Source organism: Methylobacterium brachiatum (genome assembly GCF_900113845.1).
Classification (GTDB): Bacteria; Pseudomonadota; Alphaproteobacteria; order Rhizobiales; family Beijerinckiaceae; genus Methylobacterium; species Methylobacterium brachiatum.
On sequence record NZ_FOQW01000002.1, the window covers coordinates 63905 to 81213 of the forward strand.

Sequence of the window (17309 nt, forward strand, 5' to 3'; positions counted from 1 at the left end):
CCGTGACCGAGCGATCCGTCACTCATCTGCAAAGCTTGCTGGAAGTCGCCATTCAGGCGCTGCCGGTCGGGATCGTGGTCCATGACGACTTGGGTCGGTGCATTCTGGCCAACGCCGCGACGCAACAGCTCGGAACCAAGGCCACGCGGGACTTGCCGCGCGCGGCCCTGACGCATCCGGACGGGGTTGTCGTCGAGCCGGTCGGCGAGCGCATGATGGAGGTTCAGGCGCGGAGCGTGAAGGTTGACGAGGAGGTCTACACGCTGACTTCCCTGATCGACGTCACGCACCACCACAGGCTCCAGCGCGATCTCATCAATCGCGCCTTTATCGATGCGCTCACCGGCCTGCCCAACCGGACCATGTTCGAGCAGAGAGTGGAGGAGCTGGTCGCACGGGCGGGTCGGGCCGACCGGTTCGCCCTAGCGTTCATTGATCTCGACAACTTCAAGCACATTAACGATTACTACAGTCATTCGGCGGGCGACGCCGTGCTGCGCCGCGTCTCCGACCGGATCCGCGGTGCCCTACGCCCCAGTGACATGCTGGCCCGCGTCGGCGGCGACGAATTCGTGCTGCTCTTAAATCCGGTTACCGATCGTGCTGCGACGTTCGCGGCGATAACGGAGATTTCCGAACGCCTGAAACAGCCGTGCTTAATTGACGGCCATGAGATCTTCCCGTCCGCGTCGATCGGCGTCAGCCTGTTTCCGGATCACGGCGCGACCTACGAGATCCTTCGCTGCCGAGCCGATAACGCAATGTATCAAGTCAAAGGCGGCGTGAAAGGGGGCGTTAGCCTGTTCGACGAGACCATGAGCCACGCCGCTACGGCGCGCATGGCCGTCGAGCAGCGGTTGCGCCTCGCCATTCGTGACCGCCGCTTCTGTTGCGCCTTCCAGCCAAAGGTCGATATGCGCACGCACGCGGTGCTGGGCGTCGAGGTGCTGCTGCGGTGGCGAGACGAACGTGGGACGATCCACACCCCGGGTGATTTCATCGGTCTTGCGATCGAACTCGGATTGATCAACGAGATAACGCTTCAGATACTGTCGGAGACCATCCTCACCATACCAGAGATCGATGACATATTCGGGACCGGCATCTCGATCAGCCTGAACATCGCCGCCAAGCAGGCGTGTGACGTTCCATTCATGACCCGGTTTTGCGACACCCTCGGCAAAACCGGCATGGCCAGCCGCTTCGTGCTCGAGCTCACCGAGGAGGCGTTCTTCACGAAGGGACTGTTCCAGCGCGAAGTCCTTCCCTGCATCCGGGCTGTCGGGGCGCGGGTCTCGATCGATGATTTCGGCGTTGGCTATTCTTCCCTCGCGGCCCTCGCTGAGATTACCGCGGACGAATTGAAGATCGATCGATCGTTCATCACGGACATTCACAAACGGCCGCGCAGCCAGATCTTGCTCAGGGCGATCGAATCCCTGGGTCTCGCACTCGGGATGTCGGTCGTCGCCGAGGGTGTCGAAACCCACGAAGAGGTCGCCTACCTGCTCGGCGCGACGCAGATCCGCTGCGCGCAAGGCTATTACTTCGCCAAGCCCATGCTGATTGACCAGATCGATAGCACGAACGAGCGGATTTCCGCACCGCGCGGCATATATTTGCAACGGCAAATCGCGAGCGGCCGGGCTTATGAAACCCGGAAACGTGCGCTGCGCTGAATCGCGTCGAATTTTAACGAATGACATCATCACATCGGCCGGTGTCCGACACCCCTGATGGGCGAGATCTCGGCGACAACGTCGACGGCGTCCGAGACGACAATTTTCGCATCCTTCAATGCTGCATTATGGCCACAAAACGCGTCAGCATCAGATTAATCATTTCTTGCCCGCGCCGCGAGATTATCGTTAATAACCTTTTATTTATCAGTCTTTGTTAGCTGTGTGCTCAGCAGAAAGCATGTGGTTATAGGTCGAATTCGATGAGTTCTTGATCCGAATACTATCATTTTGCATGCGCAGATATCCGTCAACGTTGGCTCGCGGATATTTCGAATAAAGTCTCCGATTTCGACGAATGAAGCATGAATACGACTGGCCCGCATTTTTCAAGATGTATCCGCCGAGACTTATTGACTACGACCGCCGTAGCGATCGGTCTCGGCTTGATGCTCAACGGGTCAGCCCGTGCGCAGCAAAGCAGCTATGCGGCGGGTGGCGGATCTACACCCAACGCGAATAACAACGCGACAGCGATCGGGCCCGGAGCCACAGCCAGCGGCGATCGCTCGTTTGCCGGCGGGTACAATGCCACGAGCAGCGGTGCGGACTCGACGGCCATCGGCTCGAGCGCGAGCGGAACAGGCGCCGGCGCCGTCGCAATCGGCTCCGGCGCGAAGGCGCAGTCGGCGACGAAAGCGCAAGGGATCATCAATTACCGCGACGGCAGTGGCGCCGGCATCAGCGGTGCCGCCGCGGGCGGCGATCTCTCCAGCGGCTCCAACGGCAGCTCGACGCCGCCTAACGAAACGTCGGATGCAGGTTCGATCCCGTCCGGTACCGCGATCGGATTGCGATCGTCGGTCGGCGCTGCCGGCGGTGTGGCGGTCGGCTACAACAACAGCGCGGGCAATCCGGACTACAACTCGACCGCGATCGGGACGAGCAACTCCGCCAACGGCGCGTACGGCGTTGCGATCGGCTACGGCAACACGGCGGATGGCCGTTCGACGCTGTCGCTGGGCACCGGCAACCAGGCGTCGGGCGATATCGCCATCGCCCTTGGGCGGCAATCCTATGCCGTCGGTGACTTTTCGTTCGCGCAGGGCTTCATCGCCAGTGCCTACGGCCAGGATGCGCTCGCCATCGGCCGTCTCTCGGTCGCGGGCGAGAAAGGCGCTAGTTCGACGGCTAGCAACATCGCCATCGGTGACAACACGTCCGCCCAGGGTGGCTCGGCGCTGGCGATCGGCAGCGGCGCCAAAGCGTCGTCGAAACGGGCGGTCGCGATCGGCTCGAACGCCATGGCGTTGCGCGGAACGATCAGCGGCACGGAGGCGTATAGCGGCACGGCACTGAGTTCGGCCAACACGGAATTCTCGGTCGGCGATTCCGGGACCGAGCGCCAGATCACCAACGTCGCGGGCGGCCAGAAAGACACCGACGCGGTCAACGTGCGTCAGCTTAGGGGCCTCGGCAACACCCTGGGCACCACGCTCGGAAGCTCGTTCGACCAGACGACCAACACTTACACGCCGCCGAAATATTCCTACGCGAAACGAAACTACAACACGATCCCGGATCTCGTCGGGTCGATCGACAGCCTTGCCTTGCGCTACGATACGGATGGTGGCGGAAAGCGTCTGGCGAGCATCGATCTGACTCGCAGCGGCGACCTCGGATCAGCCGTTTCGATCACCGGCCTGGCTCCGGCGACGACCGATAGCGGCGCCGTGGCCCTGTCACAGATGCCGCTGCGCTATTCGACCGCGAGCAGCCCGACCATCGCGAACCCGGCCGTTCCGTCGAACGACGTGACGCTGGTCGGTTCGAACGCCCGCCAGACGGTCCTTCTCCACAATGTCGGCCCCGGCGATATCACCACCAGCGACTCGACGGATGCCGTTAATGGAAGCCAACTCTATACGACCAACCAAAAGGTCGCTGCGCTCCAGAATGGCAGCCTCGGTCTCGTCCAGCAGAATCAGACCACCCGCACCATCAGCGTCGGCAAGGGCACCGATGGAAGCGCCGTCGATTTCACCGGGACCGACGGCGCCCGCCGCCTGACCGGCGTGGCCGTCGGAACCAGCGACAGTGACGCCGCGACGCTGGGTCAGCTCCGGGCGACCAGCGACGCGCTGGGCGGTGGCGCGGGCTACGACGCTACGGGTGTCTTCGCGAAGCCGAGCTACAGCGTCGGTGGCCAGATCTACCGCGATGTCGGTTCGGCCCTCGCGGCGAGCAACAACCTCGCGGTTCAATACGTGCCAGACAGGAATGGCAATCCGACCGACGTTGTCGATCTCGCCAAAGGTGGCACCACGGCCGTCTCCCTGCGCGGTGTCGTGTCGGGCTTGGTGGCAGTAGGCTCGACCGAGGCGGTCAACGGCGGTCAGCTCTACGCGATCAGCAACAGCGTCACCGATCTGCAGAACGGGACCTCCGGTTTGGTGCGACAAGACCCGACCTCGCGCGCCATTTCGATCGGCGGCGCCACGGACGGAACGGTGGTTTCCATCGCCGACCTGAACGGCACGGCGCGCACGCTGACCGGGGTCGGCACAGGCCAAATCGCGGCCGGCAGCACGCAGGCGATCAACGGCGGCCAGATCTACGCGGTCGGCGCCTCCGTGGCCTCGGCTCTGGGCGGCGGCGCTGGGATCGCCGGCGACGGGACGCTGCGCGCGCCCAGCTATGCGATCCAGGGGGCGACCTACAACACCGTCGGTGGCGCCCTCGGCGGCCTCAACGCGGCGGTGACGACGCTCAGCACCAACGGTAGCCGCTATGTGGCCGTGCGGAGCACGGGCGCTGCGGCGCAGGCCCTCGGCGCCGATTCCGTCGCGATCGGTCCTGCGGCGTCGGCCAGCGCAGATCGGGGCGTCGCCCTCGGGGCCGGTTCGGTCGCCAGCCGAGCCGGGATGGCGGGGGCGGCCGAAGCCTTCTCGGGAGCCGCGGTGAACTCGACGCAGGGGGCGATCTCGGTTGGCTTTGAGGGCGGCGAACGCCAGATCACCAATGTCGCCGGCGGAACGCAGGACACCGACGCGGTGAATCTGCGCCAAGTGCGCGCTCTGGGTGGCAACCTGGCGGGTGCGCTGGGTGGTGGGGCTCGCTTCACGGCAGATGGCGGCTTCACGGCGCCCAGCTACACGATCGGCGGCCAGACCTACGCCAGCGTCGGCGCAGCCCTCGGCGCCGTCGACACCTTCGGGGTGAGATACGACGTGGACCCCTCCACCGGCGGCCGCGGTCAGTCGATGACGCTGGCTGGCGGCGATCCGAACCAGCCGGTAATGATCCGCAACGTCGCGGCGGGCGTGCTGGCCACCGATGTCGCCAACACCGGACAGGTGGCACAGGCCAAAGCCGAGGCCAACGCCTATACCGATCGGAGCGTCGCGGTGGCTTCGGCCGCCAGCGCCGCCTACACTGATGCGGCCGTGGCCCCCCTGCACAAGCAGATGAGCAGCTTCGGCAGCCAGTTGCTCGATCTCAATCGACAAGTCGGCGAGGTTCGCGCGGACGCGCGGCGCGGAGCGGCGATCGGGCTGGCCGCCGCGGCCCTCCGTTTCGACGACCGGCCGGGCAAGCTCAGCGTCGCCGCCGGTGGCGGCGCCTGGCGTGGCGAGGCCGCTGCGTCCTTCGGCGTCGGATACACCCTGCTGGACGGCACGGCCCGGGTGAATGCCACCGGTGTCGCCGCAGGCCGCGATTTCGGCATCGGCGCCGGCGCAAGCTTCACCCTGAACTGAGGTATACAGCGTGGGGCCACCGCGGATGTCATGGCGACCGGGATGCGCATGCGCGCTCCTCCTCGGGGTCGGCCTGTTGTCGGCGGCACAGGCGCAGTCGCCTCTGCGCGGCAGCCTGACCGAGGAGCTACCGTCCGCCGCGCTGCCCTATCAGGTGAAGCCCGTCGACGGGGCCCCGGTCAGCCCGGGCATTCGCCGCGTCCTCGAACGGTTCCTGACTTGGACATTGATCTGCGACGAATCGAAAGGCCGTCAGGTCTGCAACATCGTCCAATCGATCGCTGCCCCGGACGGGAACTTGGTTTTCAGTTGGTCAATCGCTGCCACAGCATCAGGCGAACCGGTCTTCGTCGTGCGCGCGCCGGTGACGGGCATCCCCGCCCGCTCCGTCACGCTGAATTTCGGGGGTGCTGCAACGGTAATTCGTCTCACTGCCTGCGACGCCAGCCTGTGCGTCGGCTTTCTGCCAGTCGACCCGATGATGATGCGCCAGATCCGTGATAAGGGCACCGTAAAGATCCATTACTGGAAAACAGACGAATCGCCGAGAGTCGATATATCGTCGTCATTGGACGGGCTTGCACTTGCAATCAAAAGCTTGCGACGAAAATTTACCCCGAGCTAGAGGCTGTTATGGACCTGGGTCGGGCTGATGCTCAGATGAGCGGGGATGAGCGCGACCCGCAAGCCGTATCCGTCCGATGTTTCCGATGAGGAGTGGGCGCTGGTTGCGCCCTACCTGACGCTGCTGCGTGAGGATGCCGGTCAGCGTGAGCATGCGTTGCGCGAGGTGTTCAACGGCCTGCGCTACGTGGTCAGGAGCGGCTGCCCGTGGCGGCTGATGCCCCACGACCTGCCGCCCTGGTTTGCCGTGTATCAGCAGGCCCAGCGCTGGCTGGCGGCCGGCTGTTTCGAGCAGCTGGCCGAGGACCTGCGTGCGGTGCTGCCCATGGCGGCCGGTCGCCCACCGGAGCCGAGCGCGGCCGTGCTCGACAGCCGGACCTTGCGCTCCTCACCCGAGAGCGGCGAGCGGGCCGGCTACGACGGGGCTAAGCGCAAGAAGGGCTCGAAGCTGCACATGGCGGTGGATACCCTCGGCCACCTTCTGGCGCTGCATGTCACACCCGCCGATGCTGATGATCGGGCTCAGGTTGGCCGGCTGGCCAAGGCCGTGCAGGCAGCCACGAGCGAGAGCGTCGAGGTCGCCTTCGTCGATCAGGGCTACACGGGCGAGAAGCCGGCCGCGGCAGCCCGCGCGCACGGCATCGAACTGAAGGTGGTAAAGTTGCCCGAGGCCAAGCGGGGCTTCGTACTCCTGCCCCGCCGCTGGGTCGTCGAACGCTCCTTTGCCTGGGCCACACGCTTTCGCAGGCTCGTCAAAGATTACGAGCGCTATGCAAGCACCCTGGCAGACCTGCACCTCGTCGCTTTCGTCTGCCTCATGCTCAAAAAGCCCGCTCAACTCGCCACAGGTTCATAACAGCCTCTAGATCGCGGAGTCTGACATCCGGGGCTATCATCCGTCGGCGTCATGCGACTTCCGCATCGGATGTCGCTCCGCTGATGCGGCGACAGGAAGGTTCGCCCGCGCAGGCCGCATCGCCATGTCGCTGGGCTGCTATCGGTCAGACCGTGACCGTGGCGGTATCCTCTGCGAACCTCTCCGGCGAAACGATGCCCACGGGCAGTTCGAGCGCCGCCGCGGCGATTGTCAAACTGGGTGGCACCGGCAGCTGCTGGACTGTGGCGAGAGTGACCAGAGGCCCGCCGATGCGGTCGGCCGCATCGGGAGTTAGTTCCGCGTCCGCAACTCAGTTCCCATGACCGAGCGCGTCGAGGAGAGACGGACGCCGCTCAAGCGGCCATGACGCCAGCACGTTCATGCGGGCCTCGCGCCCATCGGGCTGGCATCCTGCTTGTCTCCGCCCCGTGCGGAGAGCAACCTGTCCCAAGGTGTCGGGGACGGAAACACCTCCCCGAGGAAAACCAGGAAGGCTTTCACGTTCGGGTTGCCGCGCCGGCTCTCCGGCCATAGCGCCGTGATTACGGAACGCTCGACAACGAATTCCTGCAGGACCGGCACCAGCACGCCCTGCTCGACGTACGGAGCAGCGATGTAAGTTGGTGAGACGCCGATGCCGCCACCGGCTACCAAGACGGCCGCCACGGCGTCGCTGAAGTCAGTGACGATGCTGGCGTTCGGCATAATCTCGACCGTGCGGCCGCCGATTTGAAACGGCCAGCGCAGAGCTTGGCCCGTGCTCTGGAAGCGAAAGTTCACGCAGTCGTGGCGGACCAACTCATCCGGATGCACCGGCGTGCCGCGCCGCTGCAGGTAGCTCGGGGAGGCGAAGGCGCCGAGCCGATGCGGCGCAAGGCGCCGGGAGATTAGGCGCGTGTCCGCGAGCTCGCCTACCCGGATCGCGACATCGATGCCCTCCTCGATCAGGTCCACGAAGCGGTCGCCCAGGCGCAGGTCTATGGATAGCCCTGGGTGGCGCTCGCGGAAGCGCGGCAGCGCCGGGGCAACTAGATGTACCCCGATGGGGAATGGCGCCGTCACCTTCAGGGTGCCGGCCGGCTCGGAGCGCGCTGCCACGGCGGCCTGCTCGATTTCCTCGGCCTCGCGCAGGAGACGAAGCGCCCGCTCGTGCAGGTCGCGGCCTTCCGGCGTCAGGGTCAGCGAGCGCGTGGTACGGGTGAATAGGCTCAGGCCCAGCCGTTCCTCCAGCCGCTGCACGCTCTTGCTCACCGCCGAGGGCGAGATGCCGAGGGAGCGTGCGGCGGCAGTGTAGCTGCCGAGCGAGGCCGAGCGCGCGAAGGCGATGATGCCGGTGAGGCGGTCGAGACCAATCTGTTCCATGACGGCAAGATTGAAACGAAGACGAGCCTGATTATCAAGCTCGAAGCGATGATCCATTCTTTTTCCTATAGGCGCTGCAGCCGCGGCGCCGAGAAGGATCATCGTCATGACCAGCACTCTCCAGGACCGCACCGTCGTCATCTTCGACGGTACCTCGGGTATCGGCCTCGCGGCCGCTCAGCAGGCCAATACCGCGGGCGCCAAGGTCATAGTGGTCGGCTTCAACGCCGAGGGTGCCGAGCGCGTGGCGGCGGAGAACGGCTTCAACGGCTGGCGCGCCGCGGACGTGACCCGGCCAGAGACCATCGCTGCGGCGCTCGCCGACATCCCGCATGTGGACCACCTCGTACTGCTGGCCGGCACGTTCGTGGCCGGAAAGATCCTGGAGGCTGAGATTGACTACCTCAAGCGGGCCTTCGACGAGCGGATCTGGGCGGCGCTCCACACGCTGCGCACCCTGGACGGCCGACTTGCGCCGGACGGCTCCGTGACCTTCATCTCCGGCGCCCTGGCAGACCGCCCCAGCGCTCAGGGCACCGCCGTGCTGGCGGCTGCTTCAGCCGCGATGGAGGCGTTCGCGCGCGGCCTCGCGCTCGAACTGGCACCGATACGGGTGAATACCTTATCGCCGGGCACCACCGACACCCCGCTCCTGGCCCGTACGCTCGGCGCCCACCGCGACGCCTACGTGACCGCGTTGACCGAGAAGCTGCCGCAGCGACGCCTCGGCACGGCCGAGGAGGCGGGCGCGGCGGTCGTCTTCCTGATGAGCAATGGCTTCATGAACGGCGAGACCCTACACATCGATGGGGGCGCCCGCCTCGTCTGACATCATCTCGCAGAGGAGGAGTTCGATGCCCGACCGTTCTGCACCAACGGCAGCGGTCGGGGACGAGGATCATTCCGGCGGTTTTGGCTGAAGGTCTGGAAGCCACCCCGAGCTGAAGTTGCCGGACGGCTGACGAACGGCCGCTTCGGAGGAACGCCGGCAGCGCTTCCGGCGGCTGAATTGGGTCGGTAGCAGGTTGTCCGCTTTTCCCGCGGACTTTCTCCGAAGCGGACAGACGGCTTTCGGCCAGCACCAGTCGCATTAGCCGGCACCTATGAATGACCGGGTTGGGTGGGAAACGGTCTGGCTGCTTTCAGTCGCGTCCCGTCCTCAAGCAGACATTGATCTTGCGGTTGTAGCATGACGGCTGCTTCACGCCGCCTTCCGCGGGGTTTGCTCTCTCATAAAAGCCAGAGCCTGCTCCGGCGTCATCGGCTTGCCGAACAGGAAACCCTGAACCTCCGTGCATCCCGTTTGGGTCACCAGGGCGAGTTGATCCTCAGTCTCGACACCCTCGGCGGTGATCGCGGTCCCAAGACGTTCGCCGATGCTGACCACGGCGCGGACGATGGCCTGCGCGTCGGGGTCGTCGATCTCGCGTACGAACAACCGATCGATCTTGATCTTGTCGAACGGGAAGCGCCGAAGGTAGCTGAGGCTGGAGTACCCCGTCCCGAAATCGTCCAGGGCGATGCGGACGCCGATGGACCGAAGCCTATGCAGGCAGGCGATGACTGCGTCGCCATCCTGTATCATCAGGCTCTCTGTGATCTCCAGTTCGAGCCTGTTGGCCGCGAGACCGGAGACCGCAAGGGCGTTCGCAACGGCCGCTTCAAGGCCGGGCTGCTGGAACTGGACCGCCGAGACGTTGACGGCGATGCGCGCTTGGATCGGCCACGACGCGGCGAAGCGACAGGCCTCCTCCAGTGCCCAGGTCCCGAGGGGAACCACCAGGCCGGTCTCCTCTGCGATCGGGATGAATTCGGCCGGCGAGACCATCCCGCGGATCGGATGCGGCCAGCGCATCAAAGCCTCGAAGCCACGGACCTGCCCGTCCGTCAGTGCGACAAAGGGTTGGTAATACAGCCGAAACTCCGCCTTGCGATGGGCGAGATGCATGTCGAACTCAAGCTTGTTCCTGTACTCCAGGGCTTCGTCCATTCCCTTGGTGTAGACCTGGGAGCTGTTCCGTCCGGCCCCCTTGGCCCGGTAGAGGGCGAGGTCGGCATGGCGATGCAGGAGATCCACCTCCAGTCCATGTTCCGGTGCGAGCGCGATCCCGATGCTCGCGCCGATGGTCACCACCTGGCTGCCGAGATGGATCGGTTGGCCGATGGCGTCGATGACGGTCCGTGCGAGCGCCTGCGCGGTCTCAAGCCCCGCCCCCGGCAGGATGATCGCGAACTCGTCCCCGCCGAGGCGCGCGATGACGCCATCATTCCCGACGGAGTCCCTCAAACGGTCGGCGACGACGCGTAGGAGCCTGTCCCCGGCATGGTGTCCGAGCGTGTCGTTGACGGTCTTGAAGCGGTCGAGGTCGAGGCAGAGCAGCGCGGCTTGACCGTTTCCGAGATCCGCGAGGCATCTTTCGAGCGTCGCGTGGAAGACCACGCGATTGGGTAGGTCGGTGAGGTTGTCGTGACTCGCGACGTGAGCGATGCGCGCCTCGGAGACTTTTCGATCCGTGATGTCGATCTGGAGGCCGACGCAGCGGACGGGCTCGCCGGCCGCGTCGTCGAGCATGCGACCGAAAGACTGCATCCATCGCGGTTCGGCCGGGACCGCAGGATTGGCGATGCGGAACTCGCAGCTGTACGTGGTCCGATCGGCTATGGCGCGCTTTACCTCGTCCCAGACCTTAGGAAGGTCGTCGGGATGGACCTGCACCTTCCAATCGGCCAGCGGGATCTCCATCGCGTCCTGGCCGACCGGTACCGGAAGGTTGTGCATGCGGGCGCTCATCGATGAGAGCCGGACGACGTCGTCGCGCATGTCCCACTCCCAGATGCCCGCCTCGGCCGCCTCCTGGGCGAGACGCAGGAGGTCTCCGGTCGCCTTCAGCGCGGTCTGTGCCGCGATGATGTGGTCGATATCGAGCGCCGTACCGAGCCACTCGATCACCTCTCCGCTGCGCTTCAGCGGGATCATGACGATCCGGTGCCAGCGGTAGTCCCCGTCATGCCGCCTGAGGCGACCTTCGAGTTCGAAAGCCTGCTTGCCCGAGACCGCGGCCTCCCAGGCGCTCGACATGCGGTCGACGTCACCCGGATGGTTGCGACTGTGGGCCCGGCCGCGCGAACCGTCGGCCTCGCCGTAGTAGGCACGGAAGCTCGCGTTCCGGTAGGCGGTGACACGGTCCTCGGGCGAGACGGTCCAGACCATCTGCGGCAGGGCATCGGCGAGTGAGGCGTAGCGGGATCGGGCGTCGCGCAACGCATCATCGGTCTCCGCCAGCGTCGCCGCCACGCGGCGGTGCTCGGTACGATCCTGGTAGACGCGCAGGTTCGCGGTCACGACCTCGGCCAAGTCGCGGAGCTGGCGGCCCTGCTCGCTCGAGAAGCGTCGCGGCTCGGTGTCGATGATGCAGAGTGATCCGACACGGATGCCGGACCTTAGGATCAGCGGTGCGCCGGCATAGAAGCGGATGCCCGGCTCCCCCGTGACCAGGGGGTTCGACTTGAACCGGGCATCGTCACGGGCATCCTCGACGATGAGGACCTCGTCGGCCTGGATGGTATGGTTGCAGAATGCGACGTCCCGGGACGTTGCGTCGTGGCTCAGCCCGCAGCGCGCCTTGAACCATTGGCGGTCTTCGTCGAGGAGCGAGACCAGGGCAATCGGCATTCCGAACAAGACCTGGGCCGTACGGCAGATCGCATCGAACTGGGTCTCCGGTGCGGTATCAAGGATGTTCAGGTCACGCAGGGCGGCAAGGCGCTCGGCCTCATTGGAAGATCGCAACAAGGGGGTGTTCATCAGCGTGAACTCCAGGATCGAGCGATCCACCATTTTTGAAACCAACATTTACGCGATGTCTCGCTCACGGCGGCTTAATCGATCCTTAATCCTGCCTGGATCGCTGCCGACGATTGTACGCTGAGAACAGACCTGTCCCCGAGCAACAGCCCTCTTAAGCCCGCCAACGAACGGAAGGTGCCAGCGGTGGCTTAACCCCTTCACGCTCAGGGACATTCGCGGGCTCCTCGTCGAGCGGACAGGGCGTGGTTTCGATTGCGCCAGGCTTCGTCGGAAAGCCACTTGTATTTCTTACCCGGCGTGAAGGGGATGATACTGGTCTCGGTATCCACTAGGGGAAGAAGGAAGATATGTCGCTCCTAAGACAATTTGCTCGCTCCTCAGCCGCATCCTCGTCGTCGTCGCCATCGCTCACGAGATATCGCTTGCGGTACATCAGCTCTTTGATCGCTTCCTGACTGTGTCCAAGCTCTGGATCTGCCCATGTTGGTAGGGCTCCTGGACCAAATCGGCACTGATCCAGAGCGTGATGTCGCTCGCACGCATCGTTACGCGATCCGGCAGGATGTCCCAGGCCTCCTGAACGAAACGCCAATAGTGATTGAATGACCGCACCCGGCCGAGGCACTTCTTTTCCGGTTCGAACGCGGCCGCGGACGGGCGAACGGCCATTATTGGGTTCGCTGCTGCAAGGACGGCAGTTGGCCGAATGACCGCTTTCGGGCCCAGCGCGAGTAGCCTTGAGCGGCGAGTTTGGGTCGATAGGAGGCTGTCCGCTTTTCCAACGCACCTGCTCCGAAGCGGACCAGCTGCTTCCGGCCAGATCACGTCGTTGCGGATGGCCTACAAGAACGTCTGTGATGGGTGGATTTCGGCTGGTCCGCTTCTGAGCGACGGGGCAGCGAAGCGGACGTAGCCGCTCCGGCCGCTCACGACCCGTTGCAGAAGGTCGGAAGGTCCGCTCCCAGGCGCGTCAAGAAGTAGGGCTGTACGACTGGTCCGGATGAAAGGCGCCCGTGCCGCGATTGGCACCGGAAACGGAAAAACTATCGAGATCGGTGCTGGCGAAGAGTTGAAGGCCGCCGTCACCCATAAGGATTGATAGCTCCGCCGAGCCGTGCGACGGCGGTCCATGTCCGCAACCCCCACACGCTGCATCGCCCTGACAAAGGAGCTGGAGGCCTACATCCGGGCCCAGGTCGCCTCGGGACGCTACACCAGCGCCAGCGAGGTCGTCCGCTCGGCTCTGCGCCTACAGATCGACCGTGAGGGCGCGATACTCAGCGCTCCGCCTGTGGTTGGGCGGTCAGCGACCGAGCGCGGTTCGGTCTGAAGCGTCATGTCCGCCATCGCTGATATCGTCCGTGATCCGGTCCGGCTCGCCGCGCTCGACGCCCACAACATCCTCGACACAGTGCCCGAGGAGGGCTTCGACGACATCGTGCAACTGGCCACCCAGCTGTGCCAGACCCCGGTGGCGCTGGTCAGCCTCGTGGCGGCCGACCGTCAATGGTTCAAGGCCAATGTCGGGTTTCCCCATTGCGAATCCGATCTCGACAGCTCGGTCTGCGCCTACGCGCTGGCCGAACCGGACCTGCTCGTCATCCCGGATCTCACGGCCGACCGGCGCACCCAGACGAACCCGCTCGTCATCGGCGATCCGTACATCCAGTTCTATGCCGGCGCGCCGCTGCGCACTGCTAAGGGGCAGGTCATCGGCAGCTTATGCGTCATCGACACGAAGCCCCGCCCGGGCGGCCTGACGGAGCCTCAGGCCAGCAACCTGAAGGCGCTCGCCCGGCAGGTGATGAGCCAGCTCGACCTCAAGCGGTCGGTCAGCGAGCGCGACGCACTGCTGGCCGAGCAGGCAGTGGTTCAGCGCACCCGCGAGACGCTCCACCGCACGCAGACCGCGATCTCGGAAGCCGGGGGCGATCTCGACGCCATCCTGAAGATCCTCATCGACGGCGCCATGGAAGCCGTGTCCGAGGCTGACGGCGCCGCCGTCGAGCTCGTCGACGGCAAGGAGCTCGAATACCGAGCCGTCGCTGGCACCCTCAAAGCCTTCCAGGGCCGGCGCGTGCCGTTGGAGGGCAGCCTGTCAGGGGCCTGCTTCCAGTCCCGCAAGCCGTTGCTGGTGCCTGACGTGCAGGTCGACATGCGCGTCAATCAGCTCCGGGCCGAGCGAATGAAGCTGCGCTCGTGCGTGACCGTGCCGGTGTTCCGCGGGCGCAAGAGCATCGGCGTACTGAAGCTGCAATCGACCCGACCGGACGCCTTCACGGAGCGGGACCTGCAGGTCGCCCGTCTGTTTGCCGGTGCGGCCTCGGCCGGACTGATCGAAGCCCGTGAGGCTGCCGCTCAACGCGCAGTGCAGGCGAGCGAGAGCCGCTACCGGGCGGTGTTCGAGAGCGCCACCGACTACGCCATCGTCGTGATCGACCTCGACGGGCATGTGACTAACTGGAACGAGGGGGCGACGCGCATCCTCGGCTGGACCCCTGAGGACGTCTGCGGCAAGCCTGCCGACGTGTTCTTCACGCCCGAGGACCGAGCTGCAGACATCCCCGCACAGGAGATGCACAGCGCCCTGACCGAGGGTCGTGGGGTCGACGAGCGCTGGCATCTGCGCAAGGGCGGTGAGCGGTTCTGGGCCAGCGGCGAGATGATGGCCGTGCGCGATGAGACCGGCGCCGCCATCGGTTTCGTCAAAATCCTGCGCGATCGCACCGAGCAGCACTTAGCGGGAAGAGCGCTCGCGGAAGCCGAGGCGCGCCTACGTCAGGCGCAGGCGGCGGGCGGTGTCGGCCTATTCACCATCGACTTGACCGACAACGTCCTCACACCGACCCCGGAGTTCTGCCGCCTCTACGGCTTGCCCGAGCGGGCAAGCTACCCGGCGACAGCGTTCGAGGGACTGATCATCCCCGAGGACGCGCACCTCATCTCGACGGCGGAGACCCGGCGAGAGGGCGAGCCGCCCCGGGATGTCGAGTATCGTATCCGCCGTCCGGACACCGACGAGCTTCGCTGGATCGCCCGCAAGGGTGAGATCGAACGCGACCCCGCCGGGCATCCGGTGCGGTTCTCGGGCATAGCCCGTGACGTCACCGAGCAGCGGCAGGCGATCGACGCCCTGGCGCGCAGCGACGAGCGGTTCAGGACGATCCTGGACACGGTCGAGGCGGCGTTCGCCATCGTCCAGGTCAAATTCAACGCCGATGATCAGCCGGTGGACTACCGCTTCGTCGAGGCCAATCCCGCCTTCGAGCGAGAAGCCGGTGTCAATCTGCGCGGGAAGTGGGTCACGGAGTTCGCCCCGGACCTTGAGCGCTTCTGGTTCGAGACCTACGGGCGGGTCGCCAAGACGAGAGAGCCGGCCAATTTCGAGAACTATGCCGAGGCGTTTGGGCGCTGGTTCGAGGTCCGGGCCGTCCCGGTCGGCGATCCGGTCGAACGGCAGATCGCAATCTTCTTCAACGACATCACCGGCCGGCGTTTGGCCGAGGAGCGCCTGCGCGCCAGCGAGGCGCACGCGCGTGAGAACGCGGAGCGCGTCCAGCTCGCTCTCGCAGCCGGGGCGATCATCGGCACTTGGCACTGGGATCTGCCGACCGACCGCTTCACCATCGACGAGGCATTCGCCTGTGCCTTTGGCCTCGACCCAGCGCTCGGTCGAGACGGTATCCCGCTCGCCCAGATCGTCGCGACCGTTCACCCCGACGACCAGGCGGGATTGGCCGAGGCGATCAACGAGGCGATCGCGCGGGGCGGCGCCTATGCTCACCAGTACCGCACCCGGCGCGCGGACGGGAAGTACTACTGGCTGGAGGCGAATGGCCGGGTCGACCGTGGGCCGGACGGGACGCCGCTTAGCTTCCCCGGCGTTCTCCTCGACGTCGAGGCACGGCGTGCCGTGGAGGCCGAGCGCGACCGTGCAGCCGCGGATCTTCGCGCCCTTAACGAGACGCTGGAGCAGCACGTCGCCGAACGTACGGCGGAGCTCATGAAGGCCGAGGAGCTGCTCCGCCAGTCGCAGAAGATGGAGGCGGTCGGCCAGCTCACGGGCGGTCTGGCGCACGACTTCAACAACCTGCTCGCCGGCATCTCCGGTTCGCTGGAGTTGATGCAGACCCGGATGAGCCAGGGGCGGCTCAACGACCTTGACCGCTACATGACGGTGGCCCAGGGCGCGGCCAAGCGTGCCGCCGCGCTCACCCACCGCCTGCTGGCCTTCTCGCGCCGCCAGACGCTTGACCCCAAGCCCACCAACGTCAACCGCCTGGTGGTGGAGATGGAGGATCTGATCCGGCGCACCATCGGGCCGCAGATCACGCTGGAGGTGGTCGGCGCGGCGGGGCTGTGGGCCACGTTGATCGACCCGGGCCAGCTCGAGAACGCTCTGTTGAACCAGTGCATCAATGCCCGGGACGCGATGCCGGACGGCGGCCGGATTACCATCGAGACCGCCAACAAGTGGTTGGATCGACCGGCCGCGATCAAGCATGAGATCCCGGAAGGGCAGTACCTGTCGCTGTGCGTCACCGACACCGGGACCGGTATGCCGCCTGAGGTGATCGCCAAGGTGTTCGAGCCGTTCTTCACGACCAAGCCGCTGGGCGAGGGCACGGGGCTCGGCCTGTCGATGATCTACGGCTTCGCACGCCAGTCGGGCGGCCAGGTACGGATCTACTCGGAGGTCGGCATGGGGACGACCGTGTGCCTGTATCTCCCACGACACGACGGGGAGACCGACGAGGCTGACGCCGTGGGCATGCTCGCGGAGGTGGCGCGTGCCAAAGACGGCGAGACGGTACTCATCGTCGACGACGAGCCATCCGTTCGCATGCTGGTGACCGAGGTCCTGGAGGATCTCGGCTACACGGCGATCGAAGCGGCCGACAGCGTCGCCGGGCTGAAGGTCTTGCAGTCGGACGTGCGTATCGACCTGCTCGTCACCGACGTCGGTCTACCCGGCGGCATGAACGGGCGACAGATGGCGGATGCCGGCCGCGAGCGGCGGTCCGACCTCAAAGTGCTGTTCATCACCGGCTACGCGGAGAATGCGTTTCTCGGCAACGGGCACCTGGAGCCCGGTATGCAGGTGCTGACCAAGCCGTTCGCGATGGAAGCGCTCGCCTCGCGGATCAAAGATCTCATCCACTCACCGTGAGCACACCAAGGATCGTAGGCGGAACGTCCGC

9 protein-coding genes are annotated in these 17309 nt (G+C 65.5%); 7 read left to right on the forward strand and 2 right to left on the reverse strand.

The window, feature by feature from the left end:
• The first annotated feature begins 2 nt into the window (after window positions 1-2).
• The 4 genes from BMZ47_RS00305 to BMZ47_RS00320 all read left to right on the forward strand — a co-directional run bounded on the left by BMZ47_RS00305 (window position 3) and on the right by BMZ47_RS00320 (window position 6917).
• Entirely contained in the window at window positions 3-1679 is a 1677-nt protein-coding gene (locus BMZ47_RS00305; RefSeq protein ID WP_091857442.1) for a putative bifunctional diguanylate cyclase/phosphodiesterase, read from the forward strand.
• Between the two features lie 365 nt (window positions 1680-2044).
• Entirely contained in the window at window positions 2045-5437 is a 3393-nt protein-coding gene (locus BMZ47_RS00310; protein ID WP_091857444.1) for a YadA-like family protein, read from the forward strand.
• Window positions 5438-5513: 76 nt separating this feature from the next.
• Window positions 5514-6062, forward strand: a complete 549-nt coding sequence (locus tag BMZ47_RS00315) for an invasion associated locus B family protein (RefSeq protein WP_167368975.1) — start codon at window positions 5514-5516, stop codon at window positions 6060-6062.
• Between the two features lie 45 nt (window positions 6063-6107).
• Window positions 6108-6917, forward strand: a complete 810-nt coding sequence (locus BMZ47_RS00320) for an IS5 family transposase (protein WP_091857448.1) — start codon at window positions 6108-6110, stop codon at window positions 6915-6917.
• Between the two features lie 399 nt (window positions 6918-7316).
• On the opposite strand, the gene BMZ47_RS00325 is transcribed toward BMZ47_RS00320, so the two are convergent.
• Complete coding sequence (locus tag BMZ47_RS00325) at window positions 7317-8300, reverse strand: LysR family transcriptional regulator (RefSeq protein ID WP_091857450.1); 984 nt, start codon at window positions 8298-8300, stop codon at window positions 7317-7319.
• A gap of 106 nt (window positions 8301-8406) precedes the next feature.
• On the opposite strand from BMZ47_RS00325, the gene BMZ47_RS00330 reads away from it, so the two are divergent.
• Window positions 8407-9129, forward strand: a complete 723-nt coding sequence (locus BMZ47_RS00330; protein ID WP_091857452.1) for an SDR family oxidoreductase — start codon at window positions 8407-8409, stop codon at window positions 9127-9129.
• 372 nt (window positions 9130-9501) lie between these two features.
• Here BMZ47_RS00330 and BMZ47_RS00335 read toward each other — a convergent pair whose 3' ends face one another.
• Window positions 9502-12153: a sensor domain-containing phosphodiesterase gene (locus BMZ47_RS00335; RefSeq protein WP_091857455.1), complete on the reverse strand. Its 2652-nt coding sequence runs from the start codon at window positions 12151-12153 to the stop codon at window positions 9502-9504.
• Window positions 12154-13237: 1084 nt separating this feature from the next.
• Between BMZ47_RS00335 and BMZ47_RS00345 the strand changes: the two genes are divergently transcribed.
• Both BMZ47_RS00345 and BMZ47_RS29245 read left to right on the forward strand, forming a co-directional pair.
• Complete coding sequence (locus BMZ47_RS00345; protein WP_091857459.1) at window positions 13238-13438, forward strand: type II toxin-antitoxin system ParD family antitoxin; 201 nt, start codon at window positions 13238-13240, stop codon at window positions 13436-13438.
• A gap of 6 nt (window positions 13439-13444) precedes the next feature.
• Window positions 13445-17278, forward strand: a complete 3834-nt coding sequence (locus BMZ47_RS29245) for a PAS domain S-box protein (RefSeq protein WP_091857461.1) — start codon at window positions 13445-13447, stop codon at window positions 17276-17278.
• Window positions 17279-17309 lie beyond the last annotated feature (31 nt).